The sequence below is a fragment of the Bradyrhizobium sp. cf659 genome, assembly GCF_900113725.1.
GTDB lineage: Bacteria > Pseudomonadota > Alphaproteobacteria > Rhizobiales > Xanthobacteraceae > Bradyrhizobium.
Genome location: NZ_FOQJ01000001.1, coordinates 1,375,373 through 1,400,626, shown reverse-complemented (window position 1 = coordinate 1,400,626; position 25,254 = coordinate 1,375,373). Strand labels below are relative to the sequence as shown.

The following is a 25,254-nucleotide window of genomic DNA, read 5'->3' as shown; positions in this document are numbered from 1 at the left end:
GTTTGCGGCGCGTGTCACGTGCGCGGACGCGCGCGTCATGAACCGCCGGGGCGGAACATGACGGCGATGGTTATGGCCGCTACTTCTGTGGCGGTCCGAGATCCAGCGGAGGCAGCTCGATCTGCGGCACCTCGATCTTGACCTTGTCGAGATCGACGTTGAGGGGCTTGTCGAGCAGGCCCGTCACAGTGACCGGGAAGATGATCACGAGCATCACCATGATCAGCTGGAGACCGATCCAGGGCATCGCGCCCCAGTAGATGTCGGAGCTCTTCACTTCCTTCGGCGCCACGCCGCGCAGGTAGAACAACGCAAAGCCGAAGGGCGGATGCAGGAACGAGGTCTGCATGTTCACGCAGAGCATCACGCCGAACCAGATCAGCGCCGCGTCCGGTCCCACCACGGGAGCGAGGATCTTCTGCGCGATCGGCGCGATCATCGGCAGGATGATGAAGGCGATCTCGAAGAAGTCGAGGAAGAAGGCCAGGAAGAAGATGAAGAGGTTGATGAAGATCAGGAAGCCCCAGACGCCGCCGGGCAGCGAGGTCAGGAGGTGCTCGAGCCAGACGCCGCCGGATACGCCGAGGAACACCACGGAGAAGCAGGTCGAGCCGATCAGGATGAAGGTGACCATGCAGGTGAGGCGCATGGTGGACTGGTAGCCCTGCGTGATCAGGTCGCGCAGGTCGGGGATGCGCGCGGCCCGGATGCAGATCCACGCCACCGCCAGATAGGTAAGGGCGAAGGCGAGCTTGAAGATCAAATTCTCGCTGTACAGCATCGCGATGATGGTGCCGATGCCGGCAGCGATCACACCGATGATCAAGATCCTGCGGTCGGTCGAGGTGAAGTCCTTGTGGTGGATCGCGGCGAGCACGATGGCGCCGACGGCACCCATCGCGCCGGCTTCGGTCGGCGTGGCAAGGCCCATCATCATGGTGCCCAGCACGACGAAGATCAGCACGGCCGAGGGAATGATGCCCATCAGGCACTTCTTCCACAGCGGCCAGCCGGTCAACGTGCGCGCTTCCTTCGGCACCGGCGGCACGTGGCCCGGCTTGATCAGGCCGAGGATGAAAGTGTAGCCGGCGAACAGCATGATCTGGAACACCGAGGGGCCCCAGGCGCCGAGATACATGTCGCCGACCGACTTGCCGAGCTGGTCGGCGAGCACGATCAGCACCAGCGAGGGCGGCACCAGCTGCGTGATCGTGCCGGAGGCAGCTAACACGCCGGTGATGTAGCGCATGTTGTAGCCGTAGCGGATCATCACCGGCATCGAGATCAGCGCCATGGCGATCACCTGCGCGGCCACCGTGCCGGTGATGGCGCCGAGGATGAAGCCGACGATGATGACGGAATAGCCGAGACCGCCGCGGATCGGGCCGAACAGCTGGCCCATCGAATCCAGCATGTCCTCAGCCAGCCCGCATCTCTCCAATATGGCGCCCATGAAGGTGAAGAACGGGATCGCGAGCAGGAGCTCGTTGGAGAGCACGCTGCCGAACACGCGGCCGGGAATCGCCTGGAGGAAGTTGAGATCGAAGAAGCCGAGATGGATGGCGAGGAAGCCGAAGGAAAGGCCGACGGCCGCCAGCGTGAAGGCGACGGGGAAGCCGATCAGCATCGCCAGAACCAGGCCGCCGAACATCATCGGCGGCATCATCTCCAGCGTAATCATTGGGTCGGCCTCTCGTACTTGGCGTCGATCGTCACATAGCCCTGGAGAGCCGCGATACGCTTGATGACTTCGGAAACACCCTGGAGCGCCAGCATCACGAAGCCGGCGGGGATCACGAACTTGATCGGCCAGCGGATCAGGCCGCCGGCATTGGCCGACGTCTCGCCGACGCTATAGGCCTGCATGAAGAACGGCCAGGACAGATAGGCGAGCAGGAGACAGGAGGGGATCAGGAAGAACAGCGTGCCGATCATGTCGAGCCAGAGCTGGCCGCGCTCGGACAAGGTCAGGTAGAAGATTTCGACCCGCACATGCTCGTTGCGCTTGAAGGTGTAGGCCGAGCCGAACATCACGAGGATGGCGAACATGTACCATTGCAGCTCCAGCCAGCCGTTCGACGAGTCGTTGAAGGCGTAGCGGATCATGGCGTTGGCCGCGCTGACCAGGCACGCCAGGAGCACGAGCAGGTTACAGACGTACCCAATCTTTTCGTTGAGGGCGTCGATGGCGTTGCTGAGCGCCAGCAATGGACGCATCTTACTTTCTCTCCGTCGCGGCCTAACACTTCACGGGAGGCTTCAGCACACATCGCTCGGCTCGCGTGCAAGATGCACACGACCGCACGGATTGTATTCCGGAGCGATTGCGGCGTCAGTCCTCCCCTCGTGCCTCGCCGTCTTGACCGCGACCGCCAACGGGCGGGCCGGCTTATGTTGCCGGGCAAGCAAAGGCGGTCGCACCAAATCAGTGGCTTCACGTGCCGTCAATCGGAAAATGGACAAATTGACGCGCCGTCAAAAGCTTAAGATCGCAAAAGCTTAGGTTCGCGGCGGCCGGCCTGGAAGGCCTTCATCCGACCGATCAAGAACCTCAGCAACTGGCTGGCCGCGTTTGGCAGTTCGCGGCCCAACCGGGTGATGATGTGGGCTTCTGCCGAGGCGAGCAGCACATTGTCGACGGGAATGGCGACCAGCGATCCGTCCTCCAGATCGGCCGCCACCGAGAAGGCCGGGAGCAAGGTCACACCAAGGTCGGAGCGGACGAAATGTCTCAAGATGCTGATCGAGGTCGTGGTCAGCTTCGGCGAGAGGCCGATCTTCTCGGCTGTTTCGGCCATCGTGAGCAACTGGCGCGTGCCGTAGCCCGAATGCATGACCCCGAGCGTGTGCCTGGCAATCTCGCGCAGCTTGACCGCGCGGCGGAGCGTCGCAAGCGGATGGTCGGGGCGCGCGATCAGGCAAATCGGCTGCCGGATGGCGGCGCAGGAGCGGATTCGCGGATCCTGGGGCGGATGATAGACGAGCCCGATGTGGCAGCGGTCATCGGCAATGGTGCGAATGACCTCGCTCGTGCCGGCAAGTTCCAGCGAAATGGTCAGCCGCGGATGCCGGCGCCAGAACTCGTCGAGTGCGCCGCCCATGAGATCGGCGACAAAGCCCTCGCCCAGCACGAGGTCGATGTGCCCGCGATGCAGTCCCTGGAGCTCCCGTAGCCTTGCCAGGGTGTCGTCCCGGTCCACGGCGTGGCGGCGATAGTGCTCGATCAGGAGCTCGCCGGCCTCGGTCGGCCGCACTCCGCGGCTGTGCCGGTCGAGCAGGGCGGCGTCGAGCTCCCGCTCCAGCAGGGCGATTTGGCGGCTCACCACGGAAGGGTTGACGCCGAGGGCATCGGCCGCGGCGCGGACGGCGCCGTAGCGCGCGGCCTCGAACAGGTAGCGGAGCCGGTTCTCGTCGATAGCATTGCTCATGCCCAAGTGTTGCTCATGAGGCAACATTAGGCAATCGCCCCGCTGATGCCCGGGCCCGGGTCGAATCCGTATGGTTTTCCCGGCGATATCAGCGCGAGGGACAGGGATATGGCGGTCGTCGGCGTCGTTGGGCTCGGGAATATGGGGCGCGGTATGGCGCTGTCGCTGATGCGGGTCGGGCATGAGGTGCTTGGAACCGATACGTCCGAAGCGGCTCGGAGCGCGCTTGCAGCAGCAGGCGTTGCGATTTTCGAGAGCGTCGGGCCGCTCTGCGCCCGCGCGGACCTGCTCGTCCTGTCACTGCCGACCGCCGAGATCGTCGAGGCCTGTGTGGCCGGCGCGGGCGGCATCATCGCCCATGCGAGGACGGGCCTGCGCGTGGTGGATACCTCGACGTCCCATCCCGAGACTACCCGCCGCCTTGCCGCGGCTCTCGCCACGCACGGCATGGCGATGATCGACGCGCCGGTCAGCGGCGGTCCGAAGGGCGCCATCACCGCCACCATGACCATGGTGATCGGCGGTGCGGACGCCGATGTGGCCGCGGTCGAGCCGATCCTTGCCGACATGAGCGCGAAGCGCGTCCATGTCGGATCGGTCGGAGCCGGACATGTCTGCAAGATCATCAACAACCTGCTGTGCGCAGCTCATCTGTTGACCGCCGCCGAAGCGATGCGCATCGCGCGCGAGGCCGAGGTCGATCCGGCCCGGCTGCTCGAAGGCCTCAATGCCGGCTCCGGCCGGTCCGGCGTCACGCAGGTCAATTTGCCGACCTGGGTGCTGAACGGCGCGTTCGATTCCGGCTTCACCATGAAGCTGATGCGCAAGGACGTGCGCCTGGCGAGCCAGCTCATCGGCGAACTCGCGCTCGACTTGCCGATCGCCGGCGAAGCCGCACGGATCTGGTCGGAAAGCGCCGCCGCGATCGGCGACGGCGAAGACTTCAACAGGATCGTCGAGACTCAGCTCGGCAAGATGTGAGTGGCACCATGACCTCCTTCATCGAAACGCGGCTGCGCGATGCGCTTGCGCCGTTCTGGCCTGATTGTGCGGCGATCGGTTCTCACGTGGCGGGCCGTATCGCTCTTGGAGCGGGCGAGCTCATCACGATCGATGATGCCGCGACCGGCACGCCGCTCTACGCCTATCGTGATGCCGGCGAGGCGGTCGTTGCCGAGGCGGCCGCGGCGGCCGTCGCGGCGCAAGCCGGCTGGTCTCGGCTCACCGGCGCGGCCCGCGGGCGCGTCATGCAGGCGATCGTGCGCGCCATTCAGGGCAGGGCGGAGGAACTGGCGCACCTGGAGTCGCTATCGGCGGGCAAGCCGATCCGCGACACGCGCGTCGAGGTCGCCAAGGTCGCCGAGATGTTCGAGTACTATGCCGGCTGGGCCGACAAATTCCATGGCGACGTGATCCCGGTGCCGTCGAGCCATCTCAACTACACGCGGCGCGAAGCCGTTGGCGTCGTGCTCCAGATCACGCCCTGGAACGCGCCGATCTTCACCTGCGGCTGGCAGGTCGCGCCCGCTATCGCCATGGGCAACGGCGTGCTGCTGAAACCGTCGGAGCTGACGCCGCTCACCTCCATGGCGGTCGCGCATCTCGCCGAGCAGGCCGGGTTGCCGGTTGGTCTCGTCAATGTGCTCGCAGGCTACGGCCATACGACGGGGCAGGCCGCGCTCGGCCAGCCGGCGGTGAAGAAAGTCGTGTTCGTGGGTTCAGTGCCGACGGGCCGACTGATCGCGGAAGCCGCGGCCAAGCGCCTGCTGCCCTGCGTGCTCGAGCTCGGTGGGAAGTCTGCGAACATCGTATTTGCCGACGCCGACCTCGCACGCGCGGCGATCGGCGCCCAAGCCGCGATTTTCGCCGGCGCCGGACAGAGCTGCGTCGCAGGCTCGCGGCTGCTGGTCGAGCGCTCCGTCTATGACCGCTTCGTCAGGATGGTCGCCGATGGCGCGGCGAAGCTGAAGGTCGGCGCGCCGGAGGCCGCGGACACCGAGGTTGGGCCGATCAACAACGCCCGGCAGTATGGTCGCGTGCTCACCATGGTGAAGCAGGGCCTTGCGGAAGGCGCAAAGCTTGCGACCGGCAGCGATGGCAGTATGGGGAAGGGCGGCTTCTTCGTCGCGCCGACCGTCCTGCGCGACGTCAGCAACAGCATGGCGGTGGCCCGCGACGAGATCTTCGGACCTGTCGTCGCCGCGATCCCGTTCGATTCCGAGGAGGATGCGATCGCGCTCGCCAACGACAGCGATTTCGGTCTCGCCGGCGCGGTCTGGACGCGCGACGTCGCGCGCGCACATCGGGTCGCCGCGCAAGTCAGGGCCGGGACGTTCTGGATCAATTCCTATAAGACGATCAACGTCGCCTCGCCCTTCGGCGGCTTCGGCATGAGCGGCTACGGCCGTTCGAGCGGAGTCGAGGCGCTCTTCGAATACACCCAGGTCAAGAGTATCTGGGTCGAGACCGCGGCCGATCCAGCCGTGGGCTTCGGCTATGCGCCGGGCGTACGGGAGTGACGCCTCAACAACTCTAATCTCATCGTGGAACGGGGGCTTCGCATGAGCAACGTCACATCCGCATCGCCAACGGGAATCGAGGTAGGTTGGGCGGGCCTGCCCAAGGTCTTCGCCGGCGTCGGCGTCACTGTTTTGCTCGCCGAATTGATCGGTGCGGTCACGGTCCCGCTCGGCGGGACCTACAAGGTCGTGCTGTTGCCCTTGCTCTGGGCGCTGCTGATCGGCGCTGCCTGGGGTCTTGCGAGTCCGCGTCTTCCAGCGGCGGTGCGTTTTGACGTGCGCGCTCAGTCTCTCGCGGCTGCCGCGCTCCAGCCGGCCTTGCTTCTGTTCGTCGCCAAGCTCGGACTGCTTGTCGGCGGCTCGCTGCCGAAAATCCTGACCGCCGGGTGGGCGCTGGTGTTCCAGGAGTTCGGGCATTTTTTCGGCACGATGGTGTTCGGCCTGCCGGTTGCCCTGCTGCTCGGCATCAAGCGGGAGGCGATCGGCGCGACCTTTTCGGTCGGACGCGAGCCGAGCCTCGCCATCATCGGCGAAAAGTACGGGATGAACAGTGCTGAGGGCCGCGGCGTCCTCGCCGAGTACATGACCGGCACGATCTTCGGCGCCGTCTTCATCGCAATCTTCGCAGGCCTCATCACCGGCCTCGGCATCTTCGATCCGCTCGCCCTCGCCATGGGCGCCGGTGTCGGCTCAGGCAGCCTGATGGCTGCCGCCTCCGGCGCGATCGCCGCTCAACAGACCGCTGATGTCGCCAAGGATATCGCGGCCTTCGCCGCGGCGAGCAATCTGATCACGACGACCATTGGCACCTATTTCACGCTGTTTCTGTCGCTGCCCTTCACGGTCTGGGCTTATGGCGTGCTCGAGCCGATCCTCGGTCGCGGCCGCGCAACGATTTCGGAGGAGCCGATGTCGCCAGCCGTCGCCGGCGCGGTGCTTGCGCATCAGCCGACGGCAGATGTCTCGGCGATCGAACGCCTGTCGATCTGGGTTGTGAGCGCGCTCATCGCCCTGATCGGCAATTACATCGCCTACAAGGCCGTGCCGGACGCTTCGGTTCTCGCCGGCGCTGCGATCATCGTCGCAGCCGTCATGATCGGTCATCTGGTCTACCGGCTCACGAAGGGCTGGGTGCCGGCCGTGGTCTGGGTGTCCCTCGTCGCGATGGCCTTGACCAACCCTGCCACGCCCTTTGCTGCCGACATCGCGGCCATGACCGGCAAGATCAACTTTCTCGCGCTCGCGACGCCGCTCCTGGCATTTGCCGGCCTGTCCATCGCCAAAGACATGCCGGCATTCCGATCGCTCGGCTGGCGGATCGTCGTCGTGTCGCTGATGGCCAATGCCGGTACGTTCCTGGGCGCGACGATCATCGCCCAGTTCTTCATGCACAAGCCGGTCTGATTGCCCTAGCCGCCAGTGACGCTCATGTGCCTGGAGACGCTGGGACGGTTGTGGCGGCGGTCGATGATGAAATCGTGGCCCTTGGGCTTCAGCCCGATGGCGCGGTCGATCGCATCCGCAAGCAGCATATCGTCGTCCGATGCACGCAGAGGTTTGCGCAGATCGGAGGCATCCTCGTGGCCGAGGCAGGTGTGCAGCGTGCCGGTGCAGGTGATGCGCACCCGGTTGCAGGATTCGCAGAAATTATGGGTCATCGGCGTGATGAAGCCGAGCTTGCCGCCGGTCTCGGCAATGCTGACATAGCGCGCCGGGCCGCCGGTGCTTTCGGCGAGGTCCGTCAGCGTGAATTGCTGGGAAAGGCGCGCGCGCACCAGCGACAGCGGCAGGTACTGGTCGATCCGTCCCGCGCCGATCTCGCCCATCGGCATGACCTCGATCAGCGTCAGGCCCATGTTCTTGCCGTGGGCCCAGCGCATCAGCTCGGGGAGCTCGTCCTCGTTGAGGTTCTTCAGCGCCACCGCGTTGATCTTCACGGCGAGCCCGGCGGCGCGCGCGGCCTCGATGCCTTCCAGCACCTTGTCGATCTCGCCCCAGCGGGTGATCTCGCGAAACTTCCTGGGATCGAGCGTGTCGAGCGAGACGTTGATGCGGCGGACGCCGCAATCGGCGAGCTCCCGGGCATACTTTGCCAGCTGCGTGCCGTTGGTGGTCAGCGTCAGCTCGTTCAGGGCGCCGCTCGACAGATGGCGCGACAGCGAGCGCACCAGCGTCATCACGTTGCGGCGGACCAGCGGCTCGCCGCCGGTGAGCCGCAGCTTCCTCACGCCCTTGGCGATGAAGGCCGAGCAGAGCCGGTCGAGCTCCTCCAGCGTCAACAGGTCCGCCTTGGGCAGGAACGTCATGTCCTCCGACATGCAGTAGAAGCAGCGCAGGTCGCAGCGGTCCGTGACCGAGACACGCAAATAGCTGATGGTCCGCCCGAACGGATCGGTCATGGCGCTCGACAGCGCTGCGCGGGGATTCGCGGAAGATCCGTTCATACCAAATGCCTTGTCACTGACGGCAACGGGCGCACCTTTGCTCAACGGCGCTCTGGAAGCAATCTAAGCATCGCGGTGCCCGAGGACAATTGGGGGCGATAACGGAGGTCAGCGCTTGCCCGCGTTCGGATCGGGGAAGGGCGAGTCTCCGGCGGCCGGTTCGGCTGCTGCGGGCGCGGCTGCGGCCGGTTTCGGCTTCTTCGGCCGGTGCGGTTTCCTCACCGGCTTGGGCGGGGTGGCCGGCTGGAGTTCTGCAAACACCGGATTCGGATCGGTGGCGACCGAGGCCGGCGTGGTGAGATCGCCGGGGTTCTTGATGATGTTCACCGGGATGCTCGCCGGCTGATACTTGGGCAGCGCAAAGGCGACCGTGAACGGGGCATCGGGGGCGGGAACCGAGACCGAGCAGGGGGTCTTGCAGCCCGGGCCGAGCGAGGTCTTGGCGTCAGCCCCCGGAGGGCTGGATTCGAGCTGGACCTGGACCGTCGGCGGCGCCGACTTGAACATGTCCCAGGACATCGAGGAGCAGCCACCAAGACTTGTTGCCCCCAGGAGACTCGCTCCCGCTAACGCAATCGCGCTGACACGACGCATGACCATCCACTTCTACTGCGACGAACCGCCACATACCCCGGTGTGACCTTAGGTGCGTCGTCCGGGGCAGGCAACCGGCGGGATACGCATAGTTAATAGTTGGTTAACGCGGGTACCTTCAGGATTGTTGTGAAATTTCAGTTGCTTGCCGAGGCTCGCGCCGTCATCAGGCTGTGGGCTGCGGCCGGCAGGTCGCGCATGTGATGGATCAGCCGGTCCGGCTTCAGCTCGGCGATCGGCACGTCCGTATAGCCGAAGCTGACCCCGATCACGGGCACCCCGGCGCGCCGGGCCACGCCGACATCGGTTCCGGCATCGCCGACCATGATGCTGGCTTTGACCTCACCGCCGGCGCGGGCCACCGTTTCCCGGAAAATGGCCGGATCGGGCTTCTGGACGCCAAAGGTGTCGGCGCCGCAGATCGCCGCGAAGCGGCGGCTGAGGTCGAGCTGGTCCAGCAGGCGCTTGGACAGCCATTCCAGCTTGTTGGTGCAGACGGCCAGGCGATGGCCCTGCGCCGCAAAATGGTCGAGCGCGGTCTCCAGCCCCTCGAAAGGCCGGGATTCGACCGCGATATGCTCGGCGTAATAGGCGATGAAATCCGCCGTCATCCGGTCCATGTCCGAAGGCGTCACGGTGCGGCCCTCGGCCTCCAGGCCCCGCTCGATCAGCTTGCGGGCGCCGGCGCCGATCATGTTGCGGGCCGACTGCATCGGCACGGGCGGCAGGCCTTCGCGGTCGAGCACGTAATTCAGCGCGGTGATCAGGTCGGGCGCCGTATCCACAAGCGTGCCGTCGAGATCGAAGACGATGGTGTGAGGGGAGGTCATGGTCCAAGCGCTATCGGTCCGGCCGTGCCGGCGCAAGGGGCGATGCCATAAGATCAGCTTATAGGCCTGTTCCCGCGCGGAAAACGAGGCTACATAGGCCGCCGCAAGCGGCCACGATCGGCGGCGCATTCGTGACTTCAAAGGCGGGCGCAAACGTGAACATGGACCAGTTGAAACGGCAGGCGGCGGCGCGCGCTCTGGAAGAGGTGCGGGACGGCATGCAGCTCGGGCTCGGCACCGGCTCGACCGCCAAGCATTTCGTCGAGCTGCTCGGCGAGCGCGTGGCGGCCGGACTCAAGGTGATCGGCGTGCCGACCTCCGAGGCGACGCGCCTCGATGCGGAGCGCTGCGGCGTGCCGCTGACCACGCTCGACGAGATCGACCATCTCGACATCACCATCGATGGTGCCGACGAGATCGATCCCGAGCTCAACCTGATCAAGGGCGGTGGCGGTGCGCTGCTGCGCGAGAAGATCGTGGCGGCCGCATCGGATCGCATGATCGTGATTGCCGACGACACCAAATGGGTGCCGACGCTCGGCCGCTTTCCGCTGCCGATCGAGGTCATCCCGTTCGGGCTCGGGGCGACGCGCCGGGCGATCGAAACGGCATTTGCCGGCTGCGGCGTTTCCGGGCAAATGGCGGTCCGCAAGGCCAAGGGCGGGGCGGAGGACGGCCACGTTTTCGTCACCGACGGCGGCCACTGGATCCTCGATGCCCAGCTCGGACGTATTGTCGATCCGGCCGGCCTCGCCAAGGCGTTGAGCGTGATCCCCGGCGTGGTCGAGCATGGGTTGTTCATCGGCTTGGCCAGCTCGGCCGTTCTGGCGGGCGGCGAGGGAATTCGCGTGATTGAACGGCGAAAGCCGAAAGGAGACTAGGAATGAAGAGCGTGTTGAAATTCTTGCCGGCCGCGACCCTCGCTGTGGGACTGGCCCTCTCGGCCGCCCCGGCCGCGGCACAGCAGGCAGCCGCGCCCAAGCCCTCGCCGGCGGCGATCGCGTCGGCCAAGGAAATCCTGAGCATGAAGAACGCCACCGCGATGTACGCGAACGCGGTGCCCGGCATGGTCGAGAAGGTCAAGGCGACGCTGATCGGACAGAACCTCAACTACCAGAAGGACCTCAACGAGCTGGCGCCGGTCGTGGCGCAGCAGCTGGCCGGCCGCGAGAAGGAGATCGGCGAAGGCATGGCGCAGGCCTATGCCGCCCAGTTCAACGAGCAGGAGCTCAAGGACCTCGTCACCTTCTACAAGTCGCCGCTGGGCAAGAAGCTGATCGAAGCCGAGCCGCGCGCCATCGACCAGAGCATGAGGGTCATGAATTCGTGGGCGCAGAGTTTCTCCGAAACCATTGCGAGCGCGTTTCGCGCCGAGATGAAGAAGCGCGGCAAGGAAATGTGACGAGGACGCGGGGCAAGAAGGTCGGAGTGGACAATGGCTGAATTCGACGTCGACCTCTTCGTCATCGGCGGCGGCTCGGGCGGCGTGCGTGCCGCCCGCATCGCGGCCGGCCACGGCGCCCGCGTCATGATCGCGGAAGAGTACCGCATGGGCGGCACCTGCGTGATCCGCGGCTGCGTGCCGAAGAAGCTGCTCGTGATCGGCTCGCATGTCCGTCACGAGATCGAGGACGCCGCCGGCTTCGGCTGGACCATCCAGTCCATGAGCTTCGACTGGGCGACGCTGATCGCCAACAAGGACAAGGAGATCGCCCGGCTGGAGGCGGCCTACACGACGAATGTCGAAAAGTCCGGCGCGCAGATCGTCAAGAGCCGTGCGGTGATCGAGGACGCCCACACCGTCCGCCTGCTCGAGAACGACAGGAAGGTCACGGCGAAGTACATTCTGATCGCCACCGGCGGCGCGCCCAACCACGGCGCCTCGATCCCCGGCATCGAGCACGTGATCTCCTCCAACGAGGCGTTTCACCTCAAGCAGCTGCCGAAGCGGATCGTGATCCAGGGCGGCGGCTATATCGCGCTGGAATTCGCCGGCATCTTTGCTGGCTACGGTTCCGACGTCACCGTGATCTATCGCGGCGACAACATCTTGCGCGGCTTCGACGAGGACGTCCGCGCCCATGTCCGCAGCGAGATGGAGAAGCAGGGCATCACCATTCTCACCGGCTGCACGGTGGCGAAGGTCGATCGCCATGGCGAGGAATTCACCACCCATCTGTCGAACGGCTCGAGCGTGGCTTCCGACCAGGTGATGTTCGCGATCGGACGCCATCCGGCCGTCGCCAATCTCGGCCTGGAGAAGGCCGGCGTCGCCATCAATCCGAAGAACGGCGGCATCGCGGTCGACCATTTCTCCAAGAGCTCGGTCGACAGCATCTATGCGATCGGCGACGTCACCCATCGCCACAATCTGACGCCGGTCGCGATCCGCGAGGGTCATGCGTTCGCCGACACCGTGTTCGGCAAGCGCGAGGTGAGGGTGGATCATTCCTATATCCCGACTGCGGTGTTCTCGCAGCCGGAGGTCGGCACCGTCGGTCTGACCGAGACCGAAGCGCGCGCGCAGTTCAGCCACGTCGACATCTACAAGACGACGTTCCGTCCCATCAAGGCGACGATGTCCGGCCGCGACACCCGCGTGCTGATGAAGCTCGTCGTCGACGGCTCATCCGACCGCGTGCTCGGCTGCCACATCGTCGGTGACGCCGCCGCCGAGATCACCCAGGCGGTCGCGATCGCGGTGAAGATGAAGGCGACCAAGGCCGATTTCGACGCGACCATCGCGCTGCATCCGACCGCGGCCGAAGAGCTCGTCACCATGCGCACCCCGACCGCGCGCCACGTGCGCCAGGCGGCGGAGTAGGGGCTGTCACTGATAGCTGGCGGCTGCCGGACGCGCTCGGCCTGCATGGTTCGAGACGCCCGCTTTGGCGGGCTCCTCACCATGAGGGTCTAAAATCTCGCCGCAAAACGACCTCATCCTGAGGGCCCGCCGCAGGCGGGCGTCTCGAAGGGATGGCCGCAAGCGAGATGCCCGCCACGTCTTTCCTTTACGCGATCGCGGAGCAGGCCTTACCCGTACAGATATCCGACCGGCTTGCCTTCGGTGCGCAGAGGACGAATGTCCTTGTGCGTGATGATCTGACCGGCGAGGCCGTCGATCTCGTCGCGCTGCGTCGGGGTCCAGCTGCGAAGGTCGTTCATGCCTTTGAGCAGGCCGAGCCGGAGGACCTGGGTGTTCTCGCCGACGCCGACGAGGCTGATCGAGCTCTTGCCGGCCGTCACCACGTCGCCGGCAGAGAGTTCAAACGTCTCGCCGCACTTGTTCTTGAATTCGGCCGTGCCGCGGATGACGCGATAGATCACGACCTCGCCCTTGGCAAAGGAGGTGCCGTCCACCGCCGCCGACGTGCTCTTCGGCAGCAGCGACTGACCGGGCGGGTCGGTTGCGATGATGTGGCCGGTGACGAGATGCCCGCTCGGAATCTCGATGCCGATATCGCGCACATGGACCGGCATGGCCGATTTGACCGAACCATCGGTGAGCGGCTTGAACAGCGCGTCCAGCGCCAGCGGGTCCTGAAGCCAGAAGCCTGCATCGGCGGGACGATCATGCAGAGGATGGCTCCAGGCCACACGTGGCGTCTCGGCTTCGTTGATCTGGCTCGGACCGACGATGGTCGGGTTCGGAAAGGTGGTCGGATCGGTGATGAAGGCTTCGAGGAATTTGCCCGAATAGCCCATCGAGATCGGATCGGGCACCACCGTCTGCGGCGTCTTCAAATTCTCTTCGGTCGACAGTCCCGACCAGGTGTAGAAGAGCTGGCGGTGCACGATCGCGCTTTGCAGCATCACCGCGCCCGGGCCGACATTGTAGAAGCGTCCGTCGTAATCGAAGGTGAACGCGCCCGAGGTGACCAGCACCAGCTGAAACCCGCCGGGCGGAAGATGAAGATGGAAATCGGTGGGGCCGGTGTCCGGCAGGTAGATTGGAAGATTGGTCGCGACTTCGTGCAGCAGGAAGGTTTCGTTGTTGGCGTGAAAGCCCTCGTTGGCGCGATTGTAGAGTGCTTGCGGCCGGTAGGTCGCCTCAAACTTCGCATTCTTGTCGCGATCGATCGCGACGAAGTCCTGATCGTTCAGGCGAAGGGGCGTGCCATTCGGATGGGTGAGGCCGGTGAATTTGAGATCGCCCGCAGCATGCACGTTCATGGCATTCTCCGATCTGATCCGTTCGTCCCGGCTCCCCTGGTGGCGAGGGCGGGGACTTGGGGCCTGATGCTGCTTTGCGAATTTTGGGCCAGTTCGGTTGCGGAGCAGCAGGTCGTCTCCGTGGCTCGGGATAGCGAGGCCGGGTAGCAGAAAATCCAGTGGTTCCGCCGAAGGTTAGACCGCAGGTTGCGCGGGACTGCCTGACCGTCCTGCCGAACCTCGCGGCCGCGCCAACGTGACGTAAACTGTCTAATTTGTCGGCAAGCCCTGACGGCTGCGTGCAGGGAATGGCTGTTCCCGAGGCGCGCCCGCGGAACGCATTCGGTTCGGCGGGATTAGGCGTCCTAGATTGCTTTTTGAACCGAGACAGTAGCTCTCGTCCGGCGCTAACCCGGGAGTTTCCATGCAAGACGGCTACACAAGGCCGCAGGAGGCCGCTCGCTACATTGTGGAGATCTGCACCGAGCTGCGCGAGATTGCGCATACGGCCGGACTTTCATTCCTGGCTCACCTGCTCAGCATGGTGATCCTGCAAGCCGGAAGGCATTGCAGCAGCGAGGGACAGGAATTCCGCAAGACGTCCGAAGCCGCTCATTCAAACGACTGAAGCGCGCTCCGCTCGGGCTTGCCGGAGGGGCTGTCCGCCCACTTCGCCATTTCCATCGTTCGCGCATCGACACCTTCGCACCAGAAGCAGCTTGATTGTGTGGCGCCCTTCTCGGACAGGATGGGCACCAGGCCGTGGCCGCAGCCGGCGCAACAGGTGATATCGGTCATGCGTTTCTCCAAGACTCTGTACAGGACTCCGTACAAGACACGGCAAATTCCGGAATGCCGTTATCGTTCCCAAGGCTTGCGCGGAGGCTATGTCGGTGCAGAAGCGGTGCGTCCGGCCGGAGCGCTCGTCCCTGATATCGTCGACGTAGCAATCCATTGTGACACGGCTGCGATGTCGTTGCCGCTTTCACGGTAGGCGCGAAGCTGGAATTCCGCCGAGCTGCCACGTTCCACGATGGTGCGGCAATGCTCGATCTCGGACGTGCAATTCAGTGCATCCGCGTCCTCGGCGATGCCGTCGATCAGGCGGGAAAGCAGCTCCGAGATGGTGACCGGCCCGTCCTTCGAGGCAAAGATACAATCGGTGCCGTAGCGCTGGGCGCGCCATTTGTTCTCGACCGCGATCGCGCGCTCGACGACCGTGACCTCTTTCGACAGATGGGGCCGCCGATACAGACGCCGCGTCAGGCAGCGATAGAGCGAGGCAATGGCAACGGCGTCGTCGACGAAGGTGCAGGTGTCGGGCGCGCGAAGCTCGAGGGTCGGATGCTTCATGGAAGGGCGCATCGCCCACCAGATGTGACTCTCGTCAGGGATCACGCCGGAGCGCTGCAATGCGCCGACATACTCGTCGTAATCGTGCCTGCTCTCGAACAGTTCGGGCAGGCCGGTGCGCGGCAGCTCGGAATAGGCCGCCAGGCGGTAGCCCTTCAGGCCCGTCTTGTGCGAGTTCCAGAACGGGGAGGACGCCGACAGCGCGATGAACAGCGGCAGATGCGGCAGCATCGCCCGCATCACCGCCATGCGCTTCTCGGGATCGGGCAGCTGGACGTGCACATGCATGCCGCACATCATGTTGCGGTAGCCGATGCTGCGCAGATCCTCGATCATCTCCTCGTAGCGCGGCTTCGGGCTCGGTTGTGACATGCGCCAGACGGCGGTCGGATGCGTGCCGCAGGCCATGATCACGAAGCCGTACTGGGCGGCAACGTTCGCGACTTCGCGGCGGAGAAAGCGAAGCTCTTCGCGCGCGTCGTTGACGTCGACGTGAACGTTGGTGGCGACCTCGAGCTGGGATTGCAGCATCTCCCGCATGGCCTGGCCGCCGGTCGACCAGTTCGCCGACTCGAACAGCTCGTTGGGAGTCTGGATCGCGACCTCCAGGCTGCGCCGATCGGCGAGGAAGTATTCCTCCTCGATGCCGAATGAATATTCCGCCGCCTTGCCGCGACCACCGGCGGAGCGAATGACGAGGTGCTGCTTGTCGTCGGAGGAATCGAGGCGCAGCAGTTTCAAAACGTCCGAAGCAAATGTCATCGTGCCACCCGGCGAAGGCATTATCTGCCGGAAATAATCCTCCTGACGGGGGCGGGTTCCGCGTCGGACCCGCTGGAAATTGCGAGGTTGAACGGAACTATTTTCGCGCTTTCGGACGCGCGCGCGATCAGGGCGTGATTCGGCGGCACCTCCGTCCAGTCCGATTCCTTGTCGAACGGCTCGGACACGACAATGACCTGGCCGCCGGCCTTGCGGAAATAGAGCGTGTTGGCGGCATCGTTGACCGCAACGCGAAACGCATAGAGATCCCTGCCGTTGGCGATCGCGCTGGTGAAGCGCAGCCGCTCGCGAAGCTGGCCTTCGTTAACGAGACCGACGAGATTGCAGCACGGCTTGTGTTGCTCGAAGCGGGTCGTTGTCGAGGCCGGCGCCCATGATGGCGAGGAACACGGCTTCCGAGTCGGTCGTCCCCAATCGCGACGGATAATAGGCATCCGGAATCAGCGCCTCGACCTTGCGCCGCAGCCGGCTCCAGCTGCCGACGAATCCGTTGTGCATGAACATCCAGTGGCCGCAGGCAAAGGGATGACAATTCTGCCGCGTCACCGCCGTGCCGGTGGCGGCGCGCACATGGGCAAAGAAGAGGTGCGAGCGCAGATGGCGGCACAGGTAGCGCAAGTTTTCATCGGACCAGGCAGGGCGCGTTTCACGGTAGAGGCCGGGCTCCGGATGCTCGCCATACCAGCCGAGCCCGAACCCGTCGCCATTCGAGCCCGCGGTGGACTGGAGCGAGCGGATGCTTTGCGCGATCAGCGAATGCTCGGGCTCGGTGACGTAAGGTTCGAACGAGGTGGTCTCGCCCCGGTATGCGATCCAGCGGCACATGAGGTTTCCTTGGGGCTTCCTGTCAGGCGGACGATGCGTGCTGAGATGCACCAACACACCTGACCGGACGATGGTTCCGGGCATGGATGCCAGGAACAGAAGCGCCCTCAGACCGGAAGCGGGACCAGGCGTGCGGCCTCGCGATCGTGCGGGCTCTCGCTTGCCGCGAGGCCTTGCGCGACGCCGACACGGTCGGCCTCGGGGCGGTTCTGGCTCATCTTGCGCTTGCCCTCGAACCGCGCGACGGGAATGCGCACACCTACGATTCCGCGCAGCTGCGCGGCGATGAAATCGGCGGGGGCGTCATCGACAGCCCACGGTTTTGCGCGCGAGCCTTCGTGCCTGTTGGTCAGCCGCGTCACCGCGTCGAGCAGCCGCTCCGGCTCCTGGAAAAACTCCACCGGGCCATAGGCATGCACGGCGACGTAGTTCCAGGTCGGCACGACCTTTCCGGTCTCCTGCTTGGTCGCGTACCAGGACGGGGTCACATAGGCGTCGGGACCGCCGAAGATCGCAAGCGCATCGCCGATCGGCGGCAGCTTCCATTGCGGGTTGGCCTTCGCCACATGCCCGTACAGCACGCCATGCTCACCTTCGCTCTCGTCGAGGAAGAGCGGCAGGGGCGTGGCGACCGGACCGCCGGCTGTGGCCGTCACCAGGCTGGCGAGGCGGGCGCCGCGGATGGTTGCCCGGATGCTCTCGATGTCGTCGTCCCTGAAGGCGGGGGGAATGTACATGGCGTGTCTCCGTATCTGGTGCGGAGATAATCCGAAGCTGGTCTACGCGAAACTGCCAGTTTTCGACGATTTCATCAGTCCAGTTCATCGACGGCCTGGGCCAGAAGCTTGCAGCCGCGCTCGATCTGCGCGATCTCCAGCGCCGAATAGCCCATGACGAGGCCGATCGCCTTTCGCGGCCGGCGAGGGGCAGCGAACAGCGCGGAGACGGGATAGACGCCGACGCCCTTGGCGCGGGCCGCCTCGATCAACGCATCCTCACGCGCCTGCGGCAGGCCATCGAACCACGCCACCACGTGCAGGCCCGCGGCCGTGCCCTCGATCCGGACGCGATCTCCGAACCGGCGCCGCAGCGCATTGAGCAGTGCCTGCTGGCGCTCGGCGTTGCGCCGGCGCACGCGCCTGACATGGCTGTCGTAAGCGCCGCTTTCGAGCATCGCGGCGAGGGCGTGCTGCTCGGCCAGTGACGTGTGCCGGTCCATGATCTGCTTGGCGGCGGCGAACAGCGATCGCAGCCCCGTGGGCACGACCAGATATCCGATCCGCAAGGTCGGGGAGAGCGTCTTCGACACGGTGCCGAGGTAAATCACGTTGTCGCTGCCCTCCAGCGCATGTAGCGGCGGGATCGGTCTGGTGTCGTAGCGGTATTCGCTGTCGTAATCGTCCTCGATCACGCAGGCGTCGGCTTTCCTGGCCCAGGCGAGCAGCTGATGCCGGCGTCCGATCGGCATGACGCCGCCGAGCGGATATTGATGCGATGGCGTTACATAGGCGAGACGGGCCTCGACGCCGTCGAGCCGTTCCGTCTGAAGGCCGTCGGCGTCGACCGGGATCGGTACCGCGACGGCGCCGGTTGCCGAGAATGCGTACCGGGCCATCAGATAGCCGGGATCCTCCATCACGAAGCGGTCGCCGGCGTCGAGCAGCAGGCGCGCGCAGATGTCGAGGCCCTGCTGCGAGCCGTTCGCGACGACGATCTGATCGACGTCGCAGCGGATAGTGCGCGATCGCCACAGATAGGCCTGAAGCGCCGTCCGCAGCCGCAGCGCGCCGCAGGGGTCGTCATAGGCAAGCCGGTCGGGCTTGCGCGCCATCGCAGCCGTCACGGCCTTCTTCCATGCCAGCACCGGGAAGTCCGACGGCGAGAGCTCGCCGTAGCGGAAGTTCGCTATGAGCCCGCGTGGCGGTTCGGTCCAGCGCGGCGGGTCCTGCCGCAGCCGCTCGCCGAATGCCGACAGCCGCACCTTGCGCGCCGACGACCGGGATGCCGCGCGCGTGCGTCCGCGCGCGACCACGGCGCGGGCGACGCGCGGTCGTGCGCCATGGCGTGTCTCGATGAAACCTTCGGCCGCGAGCTGCTCGTAGGCGATGGTGACGGTCGAGCGCGCCACGCCCAACTCGCCGGCAAGCGCGCGCGAGGACGGCAGCAGCCCGTCCGCTCCGTACACAAGCGACATGATCTGATCCCGCAGCGCTTCATAGATCTGGCGCGCGCCCATGCGGCGGGCACTACGGCCGGGATTTGTCTTCATCTGGATCATCCAGCCTTCTCAGGAATGAGCGATCTCTCGTAGCCGTGATCAGTACGCAGTGAGGGCAACGTTGTATATCTTCATTCCCCGGGCGCAGCGTTCAACTTGTCCTGCCGGATTGAAACGAGCGTGGGGATCGGAGACCGCAATGGACGATCAAGCCAAGCTGGGCGCGCTCCAGCGCCATTGGGACGCTTCGGATGCGAATGATTTCGAGGCCGAGCACGACATCTATCGCGAGGACGCCGTGCTCGACTATCCGCAGTCGGGCGAGCGCATCCATGGCCGCCGGAACATTCAGGAGAGCCGTTTCGCGCAGCCGAATAGCAAGCGCTTCACGGTCCGGCGGATCATCGGCGGCGGCGATCTCTGGGTGAGCGAGTTCGTGCTGACATATGACGGCGTGCCGTCCTACGTCGTGAGCATCATGCAATTCCGCGACGGACTGGTGGCGCATGAAACGCAATATTTCGGCGACCGGTTCGATCCGTCACCCTCGCGCGCGCATCTCGTGGAGCGGGTGGGGTAAAAGGTGCGTTCCGTCATTGCGAGCGCAGCGAAGCAATCCAGAGGCTTTCCGCGGAGGGATTCTGGATTGCTTCGCTGCGCTCGCAATGACGACGTTGATGTAGTTGCGTGCCCAAACAAAGCTCTCGTGTCCCGGACGCAGCGCAGCGCTCCTTCATCGGTGCGCTGCAGAGCCGGGGCCCACGCAGCGGCGAATTCGTGGCTTCCTGGGTCCCGCCTCTGCGCCGTAACGCTGAAGGCGTTGCAGCGCGTCCGGGACACGAGATATGCGGCAAAACTGCTTAACCAAATCCGCCAACATGGAACCGATGCGGCGGCTGGTCGCAGTCGCCTCGCCTTGATTCCGACAGGCCCATCTTTATCTCTGAGCAGAACAAGAATCCGGGCCCCTCTGGCGAGGCCGCCGACGAATGTCGGCCAACCTCGCGATGTCGGATGACCTGTCCCGCGCGAATGCGATGGATCGGCCGATCGTCGGGCCTTCTCTGTTCCCTCCGACCCAATCGTCCCCATCGCAGCTCCGCGGCCATTTCGCAACGTTGAGGAGCATCGATGTCTGACGCCAAATACTCCAACCCGATCGAACTCGAGATTGCCGAACCGTCCAGCCTCAATGAGCAGGCTGCGGCGGCGCTGATCATCGCCGGCGCGCTTGTCGCGGTGGCGGACCGGCGCGTCTCGCCGGTCGAGCGCGATGAGGTGATCCGCTTTATCAAGGATCGCGGATTGGCGCCGCATATCGGCGACGACCGATTGTTTGCGATGTTCGATGAGCTGGCGGAACGTTTGGAGGAGCCGGACTTTGCCAATGTCGTGATCGACACGCTGCGGCCGGTCTCGAACATGCCGCTCTCGTCCCATCTGATGGAGCTGTCGGAGCGCGTTGCGGCCGCGGACGAGGACGTGCATCCCCATGAGGTGCAGGCGATCAAGCTGCTGCGGCTGCTGACGCTGGTATTGCCGCGCGCCAAGCAGGTCGGACCGGGTGCGGCAGGCACCCTCCCAAAGGAGTGAGCATGAGCGCGGCATCGGACGAGCGTACGACCAGAACCGGGGGCGCCGCCGGCCAGTTGGCCGGCGGTGATCCGCGCCTCGACAAGCTCGTCCATCGCCTGCCGACTCGCATGGGCGACACCGTCACCTATCTGCTCAAGCCGTCCAGCCGCTGGGTGAGAATCCCCTCGGGCGCGCTGCTCGTCGTCGGCGGCGTGCTCTCCTTCCTGCCGGTGCTCGGCGTCTGGATGCTGCCGCTCGGCCTCGCGCTGCTTGCCGAGGACGTGCCGGCGCTGCGCTCCTCCCGGTCGAAGGTCTTCGACTGGATCGAGCGCCGCAAGCCGCACTGGCTCGAACCGTCCGCATCGAAAAATGATCAATCATGACTGAGTTCATCACCGCCGACGCGCTGAGCGCGCTGCTCCAGGTCGTTCTGATCGACCTCGTGCTCGCCGGCGACAACGCCGTCGTCATCGGCCTTGCCGCCGCCGGCCTGCCGGCCGGGCAGCGCCGGCGCGCCATCGTGGTCGGCATCGCCGCCGCCACGGCCTTGCGCATCGTCTTTGCCGGCATCGCGACCCAGCTCTTGCAGGTGATCGGCCTCCTGCTCGCCGGCGGCGTGCTGCTGCTCTGGGTGTGCTGGAAGATGTGGCGCGAATTGCGCGAGCAGGCCGCGCATCGCCGCGGGCTTGCGTTCAGCCATGGCGGCGGCGGAAGCGCGGCATCGGCGCCGCGAAAGACCTTCGGCCAGGCCGCCTTGCAGATCGTCGCCGCCGACGTCTCGATGTCGCTCGACAACGTGCTCGCGGTCGCGGGCGCGGCGCGCGAGCATCCCTACATCCTCGCCTTCGGCCTGCTGCTGTCGGTCGCGATGATGGGTGTCGCCGCCGATCTGCTCGGCCGCGTGCTCCAGAAGCAGCGCTGGATCGCCTATGTCGGCCTCGCCATCATCGTTTACGTCGCCTTCGAGATGATCTATCGCGGCTCGCTCGAGCTCGCGCCCGTCATCGCGAGTCTCTGAGGCGGCGTTTGCTGTCTGCAATCCGGAGTGATCAATGAGGTCTGAACCCAAAGCACCTTCGGCCGCGCCTTCGCCGCCGGAAATCGGCCCGTTCGCCCAGCTGATCTTTGGCTCACGCTGGCTGCAAGTGCCGCTCTATGTCGGCCTGATCGTCGCACAGGGCGTCTACGTGCTGCTGTTCCTCAAGGAGCTCTGGCACCTGGTCGCGCACTCCTTTGACGCCAGCGAGCAGCAGATCATGCTGGTCGTGCTCGGGCTGATCGACGTCGTCATGATCTCGAACCTGCTGGTGATGGTGATCGTCGGCGGCTACGAGACCTTCGTCTCCCGGCTGAACCTGAGCGGCCATCCCGACGAGCCGGAATGGCTCAGTCATGTCAACGCCAGCGTGCTCAAGATCAAGCTTGCGATGGCGATCATCGGCATCTCCTCGATCTCGCTGCTCCGGACCTTCATCGAGGCCGGAAATCTCGGCACCACGCGCAGCAACTTCACCGAGACCGGCGTGATGTGGCAGGTCTTGATCCACCTGACCTTCATCATCTCGGCGATCGGCATTGCCTGGGTCGATCGCCTCAGCGAGAGCGGCCACCGCAAGGTAGTGGCGCACGGCTGAACGCGGCGCAGCGGGTTTGACCGGAGCTGCCTCAGAGGTGCGGGCTCTCGTCCGCAAAATCACGGGCCTGCGCCAGCGTCCCGGATGGCATCTCGCCGAACGTCGTCTTGTAGAGCTTCGAGAATTCGCCCATGTGCCAGAAGCCGTTCGCGAGCGCCGCGGCCTTCACTGTCGTTCCGTTACCTGCGGTGATGAGCTGCACGCGGGTCGACCACAGCCGCTTCAGCCTGAGATAGTGATGCAGGCTGACGCCATGTACCGCCTGTGTCGCGCTCTGGAGCGTGCGGACAGAGACGCCGAGCGCATTTGCGAGGTCGCCGCTGTAGAGCGGGATGCCGCCGGACAGCGTGGCCGCCTCGTCAAGCCGTGCGACCAGCTTGCGATGCTTGTCGAACGATCCGCGCCTGAGGTCTTGCGCGTCGACGGGGGCAAGGGCGGCATCGAGGCCAGCGAGAAGCCTTTCCTGGATCGGCCGGTCGATGGCTTCGAATTGCCTGGGATCGTTGCAGCGCGAGGCCAGGCAGAACATGTCGAGAATGGCCGCGCGCACGCGCGCCATCGTGTCGGCGTCGAGACGCGTGAATTCGAGCCCGGTCTCGTAGTCCGCCCAGCCGCGATGGCGCATGTCGGAGTTGAAGCGCAGCATCAGATAGGTGTTGGGGTGATGCTCGACCGCCTCGGTGGCGACCTTGCCGCGCACGACACCGATCATCGAGTTGTCGATCTCGCGCCCGTTGGCCGTGGAATGACAGGCGAGCGGGATGACGAGGCCGACGCCGTGGTCGGTGCCGACATTGGCCTGGAGGCGCCGGGCGAAGGTCCGCTGGAGCACGAACAGACCATCCTGGAGCGGCAGGATGGCGCGGTGCAGCGAGAACTCGCGCGGCTCGAGCGGCGTGCTGACGCCGCCGCCCAGCACCTCGCTCGGTCGAAAGGACTCGAAATCGCTGTAGCGCTCGATGCTCAGGACTCGCGACGGCTTGAGCCAACGTACCGGCATCTCGGGATCCCAGTGACTTCAGGCGTTCGGCGTGTGCCGGCGCATCCTCGACCTCGCGGGCGCGACATCGGCCGGAAATGTTGCCGGAGCAACCTTGCTTCAGGCAAGTCCGCAAGACCACGGGGCGCGTGGTCGCATCCACGCTGCGCCGGCTTGGCGGCGGCGCCGCGATGTCACGACGTCTGCGGATAGGCCGCGTTCTCGCGCCGCTCGCGCTCGCCGAGCTCGCGCACCAACTCCTGGAGAAAGGACTCGGTGTAGGCGGGCAGGGTGCGCTCGGCGCGAACATAGATGCCGAGGTCGGACCAGACCGGGCTGCCGGCGTTGTCGAGCGGCAGGAAGACGAGCTGGCTATCGCGCGATAGCCGGCCGATGCCGAGCTGGGTCTGGAAGGCGACGCCGACGCCGCGTGCGGCGAGCTCGCGCATCAGGTCGATCGAATTGGCCTGGATCGCCGGCTCCGGCGTCTCGGAGAGCTGTGCGATCAGCGGCTGGAGCAGATGATAGATCGACAGCTCCGGCAGCGCATTGATGACGGGGAAGGCGAGGCATTGCTCCAGCGTCACCGTCTTGCGGCGCGCCAGCGGATGCTCGCGCGACACCACCGCGCCGAGACGAAACCGCTTCAGGGCGACCTGGCGCAGATCCGGCGGATGGCGGAGCGCCATGGCGATGCCGATGTCGGCCTCGCCGCGGCTCAGGGCCTCCAGCACGTCCGACGATCCCTTCACCTCGGCGGTGAAGCTGACGCGGCGGGCGCGGCTGCGATGCGAGGCGATCAGGTCCGGCAGCACCGATTCCGTCAGCGATTCGATGCAGGCGATGCTGACGGTGCCGCGCCAGGTGCCCGACAGGGACGCGACGTCCGAGCGGAAGCGGTCGAGGTCCTGGAGCACGTTCATGACATGCCGGGCCAGCATCTCGCCGACCGTCGTCAGCGTCAGCCCGCGCGCATTGCGCTCGAACAGGGGCGATCCAACCTCTTGCTCGAGCTTGAGAATCTGGCGGCTGACCGCCGAGGAGGCGACGTTCAGGACACGCGCCGCGGCCCGGATCGAGCCCGTGCGGCGGACGGCGTGGAAGTACTGGATGGCCGGTGAGTGAAATCGCATGGGTCCCCCGGCACGGACTATAGCCGTTGCCGAAACGGCATCAACATGTACGAAATTCTCTGCTTTTCGAGGGCGCTGGTCCCCCCTAGGTTCGCCGCCGGCTCGGCCAGGTCCCAATAAGGGCCGCCGGGCCTGCGCAACGACGCGCCAGGGGATTTCGGGGTGAACGAGAACATCGCTTGCGAACTGGAGCACGGGCCGGACACCCGTCTGGTCGATCGCCGCCGGGCGGCCGCCTATGTCGGCGTGACCGCCGGCCGTTTCGAGCAATTGGTGCGTGACAACGTCGTGCCGCCGCCGGTCATGGTGGACAACAAACGACGCTGGCCGATCGCATTGCTCGATGTCGCCAAGGACGCGGTGGTCAACAGCATGCCGTGCCTTCCTGAGGTCATGGCCGATGTCGCGACCGAGACGCGTCCCTGCGAGCGCGACCCGGCGCCGGCCTCGCACGAACTGCCCGACCAGGCGTGGTTCGAGCAGCGCGCGCGGTTCGTGCAGCGCGTCCGCCGCTCACTGCTTTCGGGCAACGAGATCCGTCTCTTGCGCGAGTTCAAGCTGCTCAAGCAGAACCAGATCAGCATGTTCGGCTATTACGGCAGTTTCGAAGCGCTGATGGTGCGCGGCTACATCGTCGAGATCGACCGCAAGCCGCCGTCGAGCCGTCCGCTGGTGACCTATCGCTTGACCGACCGCGGCGAGCAGGTGGTGTCGGCGCTCAAGGACGAGCCGTTGATCTGAGCGGCCGCGTCGCGCTGCCGGGACCGCGCCGACGTCCGAAGTCTAT

General features: G+C 65.4%; 26 protein-coding genes and 1 pseudogene. 13 read left to right on the top strand and 14 right to left on the bottom strand.

Going from position 1 to position 25,254, the window contains the following annotated elements:
• Positions 1 to 79: 79 nt before the first annotated feature.
• The 3 genes from BM118_RS06935 to BM118_RS06925 all read right to left on the bottom strand — a co-directional run bounded on the left by BM118_RS06935 (position 80) and on the right by BM118_RS06925 (position 3,428).
• Positions 80 to 1,681, bottom strand: coding sequence for a TRAP transporter large permease (locus BM118_RS06935; protein WP_092183407.1), 1,602 nt, complete (start codon positions 1,679 to 1,681; stop codon positions 80 to 82).
• The gene (locus tag BM118_RS06930) at positions 1,678 to 2,217 is read right to left on the bottom strand and encodes a TRAP transporter small permease subunit (protein ID WP_011086532.1); all 540 of its coding nucleotides are present in this window, start codon (positions 2,215 to 2,217) and stop codon (positions 1,678 to 1,680) included. The genes BM118_RS06935 and BM118_RS06930 overlap by 4 nt, the downstream gene beginning before the upstream one ends.
• Positions 2,218 to 2,483: 266 nt before the next feature.
• Positions 2,484 to 3,428, bottom strand: a complete 945-nt coding sequence (locus BM118_RS06925) for a LysR family transcriptional regulator (protein WP_092183405.1) — start codon at positions 3,426 to 3,428, stop codon at positions 2,484 to 2,486.
• A gap of 108 nt (positions 3,429 to 3,536) precedes the next feature.
• Here BM118_RS06925 and BM118_RS06920 point away from each other — a divergent pair, with 108 nt between their 5' ends.
• The 3 genes from BM118_RS06920 to BM118_RS06910 are packed head-to-tail and all read left to right on the top strand — an operon-like array spanning position 3,537 to position 7,351.
• Positions 3,537 to 4,409, top strand: a complete 873-nt coding sequence (locus BM118_RS06920; protein ID WP_092183403.1) for an NAD(P)-dependent oxidoreductase — start codon at positions 3,537 to 3,539, stop codon at positions 4,407 to 4,409.
• 8 nt (positions 4,410 to 4,417) lie between these two features.
• On the top strand, positions 4,418 to 5,947 hold the full coding sequence (locus tag BM118_RS06915; RefSeq protein ID WP_092183402.1) for an aldehyde dehydrogenase family protein: 1,530 nt from the start codon (positions 4,418 to 4,420) through the stop codon (positions 5,945 to 5,947).
• Between the two features lie 42 nt (positions 5,948 to 5,989).
• On the top strand, positions 5,990 to 7,351 hold the full coding sequence (locus BM118_RS06910; RefSeq protein ID WP_092183400.1) for a DUF3100 domain-containing protein: 1,362 nt from the start codon (positions 5,990 to 5,992) through the stop codon (positions 7,349 to 7,351).
• 5 nt (positions 7,352 to 7,356) lie between these two features.
• On the opposite strand, the gene moaA is transcribed toward BM118_RS06910, so the two are convergent.
• The 3 genes from moaA to BM118_RS06895 form a co-directional block, all read right to left on the bottom strand.
• Positions 7,357 to 8,391 carry a GTP 3',8-cyclase MoaA gene (gene moaA, locus BM118_RS06905; RefSeq protein WP_092183398.1) on the bottom strand — a complete coding sequence of 345 codons (1,035 nt, stop codon included), beginning with the start codon at positions 8,389 to 8,391 and terminating at the stop codon, positions 7,357 to 7,359.
• 108 nt (positions 8,392 to 8,499) lie between these two features.
• A complete protein-coding gene (locus tag BM118_RS06900; protein WP_092184324.1) occupies positions 8,500 to 8,985 on the bottom strand; it encodes a hypothetical protein in 486 nt (161 codons plus the stop codon).
• Between the two features lie 137 nt (positions 8,986 to 9,122).
• The gene (locus BM118_RS06895) at positions 9,123 to 9,815 is read right to left on the bottom strand and encodes an HAD family hydrolase (protein ID WP_092184322.1); all 693 of its coding nucleotides are present in this window, start codon (positions 9,813 to 9,815) and stop codon (positions 9,123 to 9,125) included.
• 155 nt (positions 9,816 to 9,970) lie between these two features.
• Here BM118_RS06895 and rpiA point away from each other — a divergent pair, with 155 nt between their 5' ends.
• From rpiA to gor, 3 genes are read left to right on the top strand one after another with little or no spacing between them, the layout of a single operon-like run.
• Complete coding sequence (gene rpiA, locus BM118_RS06890) at positions 9,971 to 10,696, top strand: ribose-5-phosphate isomerase RpiA (protein WP_092184319.1); 726 nt, start codon at positions 9,971 to 9,973, stop codon at positions 10,694 to 10,696.
• A gap of 2 nt (positions 10,697 to 10,698) precedes the next feature.
• Positions 10,699 to 11,217, top strand: coding sequence for a DUF2059 domain-containing protein (locus tag BM118_RS06885; protein WP_092183396.1), 519 nt, complete (start codon positions 10,699 to 10,701; stop codon positions 11,215 to 11,217).
• Between the two features lie 33 nt (positions 11,218 to 11,250).
• Positions 11,251 to 12,639, top strand: coding sequence for a glutathione-disulfide reductase (gene gor, locus BM118_RS06880; RefSeq protein ID WP_092183394.1), 1,389 nt, complete (start codon positions 11,251 to 11,253; stop codon positions 12,637 to 12,639).
• 209 nt (positions 12,640 to 12,848) lie between these two features.
• On the opposite strand, the gene BM118_RS06875 is transcribed toward gor, so the two are convergent.
• Positions 12,849 to 13,988, bottom strand: a complete 1,140-nt coding sequence (locus BM118_RS06875) for a hypothetical protein (protein ID WP_092183392.1) — start codon at positions 13,986 to 13,988, stop codon at positions 12,849 to 12,851.
• A gap of 403 nt (positions 13,989 to 14,391) precedes the next feature.
• On the opposite strand from BM118_RS06875, the gene BM118_RS06870 reads away from it, so the two are divergent.
• A complete protein-coding gene (locus tag BM118_RS06870; RefSeq protein WP_092183390.1) occupies positions 14,392 to 14,595 on the top strand; it encodes a hypothetical protein in 204 nt (67 codons plus the stop codon).
• On the opposite strand, the gene BM118_RS06865 is transcribed toward BM118_RS06870, so the two are convergent.
• The 5 genes and pseudogenes from BM118_RS06865 to pdxR all read right to left on the bottom strand — a co-directional run bounded on the left by BM118_RS06865 (position 14,580) and on the right by pdxR (position 19,206).
• Positions 14,580 to 14,765, bottom strand: coding sequence for a hypothetical protein (locus BM118_RS06865; protein WP_092183388.1), 186 nt, complete (start codon positions 14,763 to 14,765; stop codon positions 14,580 to 14,582). The two genes, BM118_RS06870 and BM118_RS06865, sit on opposite strands and share 16 nt — an antisense overlap.
• Positions 14,766 to 14,852: 87 nt before the next feature.
• Complete coding sequence (locus BM118_RS06860; protein WP_143099429.1) at positions 14,853 to 16,082, bottom strand: carboxylate-amine ligase; 1,230 nt, start codon at positions 16,080 to 16,082, stop codon at positions 14,853 to 14,855.
• Between the two features lie 20 nt (positions 16,083 to 16,102).
• A pseudogene (locus BM118_RS06855) lies at positions 16,103 to 16,928 on the bottom strand (class II glutamine amidotransferase).
• Between the two features lie 107 nt (positions 16,929 to 17,035).
• The gene (locus BM118_RS06850) at positions 17,036 to 17,665 is read right to left on the bottom strand and encodes an FMN-binding negative transcriptional regulator (protein ID WP_092183386.1); all 630 of its coding nucleotides are present in this window, start codon (positions 17,663 to 17,665) and stop codon (positions 17,036 to 17,038) included.
• A 74-nt stretch (positions 17,666 to 17,739) separates the two neighbouring features.
• Positions 17,740 to 19,206 (bottom strand): MocR-like pyridoxine biosynthesis transcription factor PdxR, encoded by a 1,467-nt coding sequence (gene pdxR, locus BM118_RS06845; protein WP_092183384.1) that lies wholly within the window; start codon positions 19,204 to 19,206, stop codon positions 17,740 to 17,742.
• A gap of 139 nt (positions 19,207 to 19,345) precedes the next feature.
• Here pdxR and BM118_RS06840 point away from each other — a divergent pair, with 139 nt between their 5' ends.
• From BM118_RS06840 to BM118_RS06820, 5 genes are all read left to right on the top strand, one after another.
• Entirely contained in the window at positions 19,346 to 19,726 is a 381-nt protein-coding gene (locus BM118_RS06840; protein ID WP_092183382.1) for a nuclear transport factor 2 family protein, read from the top strand.
• A 551-nt stretch (positions 19,727 to 20,277) separates the two neighbouring features.
• Positions 20,278 to 20,739 (top strand): tellurite resistance TerB family protein, encoded by a 462-nt coding sequence (locus BM118_RS06835; protein ID WP_092183380.1) that lies wholly within the window; start codon positions 20,278 to 20,280, stop codon positions 20,737 to 20,739.
• A 2-nt stretch (positions 20,740 to 20,741) separates the two neighbouring features.
• The gene (locus BM118_RS06830; RefSeq protein WP_177234066.1) at positions 20,742 to 21,104 is read left to right on the top strand and encodes a hypothetical protein; all 363 of its coding nucleotides are present in this window, start codon (positions 20,742 to 20,744) and stop codon (positions 21,102 to 21,104) included.
• A complete protein-coding gene (locus tag BM118_RS06825) occupies positions 21,101 to 21,739 on the top strand; it encodes a TerC family protein (RefSeq protein WP_092183376.1) in 639 nt (212 codons plus the stop codon). The genes BM118_RS06830 and BM118_RS06825 overlap by 4 nt, the downstream gene beginning before the upstream one ends.
• Positions 21,740 to 21,773: 34 nt before the next feature.
• Positions 21,774 to 22,355, top strand: a complete 582-nt coding sequence (locus BM118_RS06820) for a TIGR00645 family protein (protein ID WP_092183374.1) — start codon at positions 21,774 to 21,776, stop codon at positions 22,353 to 22,355.
• Between the two features lie 31 nt (positions 22,356 to 22,386).
• Here BM118_RS06820 and BM118_RS06815 read toward each other — a convergent pair whose 3' ends face one another.
• Together BM118_RS06815 and BM118_RS06810 are read right to left on the bottom strand one after the other, a co-directional pair.
• Positions 22,387 to 23,355, bottom strand: coding sequence for a helix-turn-helix domain-containing protein (locus BM118_RS06815; protein ID WP_177234065.1), 969 nt, complete (start codon positions 23,353 to 23,355; stop codon positions 22,387 to 22,389).
• Between the two features lie 173 nt (positions 23,356 to 23,528).
• Positions 23,529 to 24,467 (bottom strand): LysR family transcriptional regulator, encoded by a 939-nt coding sequence (locus tag BM118_RS06810; RefSeq protein ID WP_092183372.1) that lies wholly within the window; start codon positions 24,465 to 24,467, stop codon positions 23,529 to 23,531.
• 162 nt (positions 24,468 to 24,629) lie between these two features.
• On the opposite strand from BM118_RS06810, the gene BM118_RS06805 reads away from it, so the two are divergent.
• A complete protein-coding gene (locus tag BM118_RS06805) occupies positions 24,630 to 25,208 on the top strand; it encodes a hypothetical protein (protein WP_092183370.1) in 579 nt (192 codons plus the stop codon).
• Positions 25,209 to 25,254 lie beyond the last annotated feature (46 nt).

Excerpts from the sequence above, each read along its gene's own strand:
- BM118_RS06935 (WP_092183407.1), bottom strand. The coding sequence starts at position 1,681 with ATGATTACGCTGGAGATGATGCCGCCGATGATGTTCGGCGGCCTGGTT.
- BM118_RS06930 (WP_011086532.1), bottom strand. The coding sequence starts at position 2,217 with ATGCGTCCATTGCTGGCGCTCAGCAACGCCATCGACGCCCTCAACGAA.
- BM118_RS06925 (WP_092183405.1), bottom strand. The coding sequence starts at position 3,428 with ATGAGCAATGCTATCGACGAGAACCGGCTCCGCTACCTGTTCGAGGCC.
- BM118_RS06920 (WP_092183403.1), top strand. The coding sequence starts at position 3,537 with ATGGCGGTCGTCGGCGTCGTTGGGCTCGGGAATATGGGGCGCGGTATG.
- BM118_RS06915 (WP_092183402.1), top strand. The coding sequence starts at position 4,418 with ATGACCTCCTTCATCGAAACGCGGCTGCGCGATGCGCTTGCGCCGTTC.
- BM118_RS06910 (WP_092183400.1), top strand. The coding sequence starts at position 5,990 with ATGAGCAACGTCACATCCGCATCGCCAACGGGAATCGAGGTAGGTTGG.
- moaA (WP_092183398.1), bottom strand. The coding sequence starts at position 8,391 with ATGAACGGATCTTCCGCGAATCCCCGCGCAGCGCTGTCGAGCGCCATG.
- BM118_RS06900 (WP_092184324.1), bottom strand. The coding sequence starts at position 8,985 with ATGCGTCGTGTCAGCGCGATTGCGTTAGCGGGAGCGAGTCTCCTGGGG.
- BM118_RS06895 (WP_092184322.1), bottom strand. The coding sequence starts at position 9,815 with ATGACCTCCCCTCACACCATCGTCTTCGATCTCGACGGCACGCTTGTG.
- BM118_RS06885 (WP_092183396.1), top strand. The coding sequence starts at position 10,699 with ATGAAGAGCGTGTTGAAATTCTTGCCGGCCGCGACCCTCGCTGTGGGA.
- gor (WP_092183394.1), top strand. The coding sequence starts at position 11,251 with ATGGCTGAATTCGACGTCGACCTCTTCGTCATCGGCGGCGGCTCGGGC.
- BM118_RS06875 (WP_092183392.1), bottom strand. The coding sequence starts at position 13,988 with ATGAACGTGCATGCTGCGGGCGATCTCAAATTCACCGGCCTCACCCAT.
- BM118_RS06870 (WP_092183390.1), top strand. The coding sequence starts at position 14,392 with ATGCAAGACGGCTACACAAGGCCGCAGGAGGCCGCTCGCTACATTGTG.
- BM118_RS06865 (WP_092183388.1), bottom strand. The coding sequence starts at position 14,765 with ATGACCGATATCACCTGTTGCGCCGGCTGCGGCCACGGCCTGGTGCCC.
- BM118_RS06860 (WP_143099429.1), bottom strand. The coding sequence starts at position 16,082 with ATGACATTTGCTTCGGACGTTTTGAAACTGCTGCGCCTCGATTCCTCC.
- BM118_RS06850 (WP_092183386.1), bottom strand. The coding sequence starts at position 17,665 with ATGTACATTCCCCCCGCCTTCAGGGACGACGACATCGAGAGCATCCGG.
- pdxR (WP_092183384.1), bottom strand. The coding sequence starts at position 19,206 with ATGATCCAGATGAAGACAAATCCCGGCCGTAGTGCCCGCCGCATGGGC.
- BM118_RS06840 (WP_092183382.1), top strand. The coding sequence starts at position 19,346 with ATGGACGATCAAGCCAAGCTGGGCGCGCTCCAGCGCCATTGGGACGCT.
- BM118_RS06835 (WP_092183380.1), top strand. The coding sequence starts at position 20,278 with ATGTCTGACGCCAAATACTCCAACCCGATCGAACTCGAGATTGCCGAA.
- BM118_RS06830 (WP_177234066.1), top strand. The coding sequence starts at position 20,742 with ATGAGCGCGGCATCGGACGAGCGTACGACCAGAACCGGGGGCGCCGCC.
- BM118_RS06825 (WP_092183376.1), top strand. The coding sequence starts at position 21,101 with ATGACTGAGTTCATCACCGCCGACGCGCTGAGCGCGCTGCTCCAGGTC.
- BM118_RS06820 (WP_092183374.1), top strand. The coding sequence starts at position 21,774 with ATGAGGTCTGAACCCAAAGCACCTTCGGCCGCGCCTTCGCCGCCGGAA.
- BM118_RS06815 (WP_177234065.1), bottom strand. The coding sequence starts at position 23,355 with ATGCCGGTACGTTGGCTCAAGCCGTCGCGAGTCCTGAGCATCGAGCGC.
- BM118_RS06810 (WP_092183372.1), bottom strand. The coding sequence starts at position 24,467 with ATGCGATTTCACTCACCGGCCATCCAGTACTTCCACGCCGTCCGCCGC.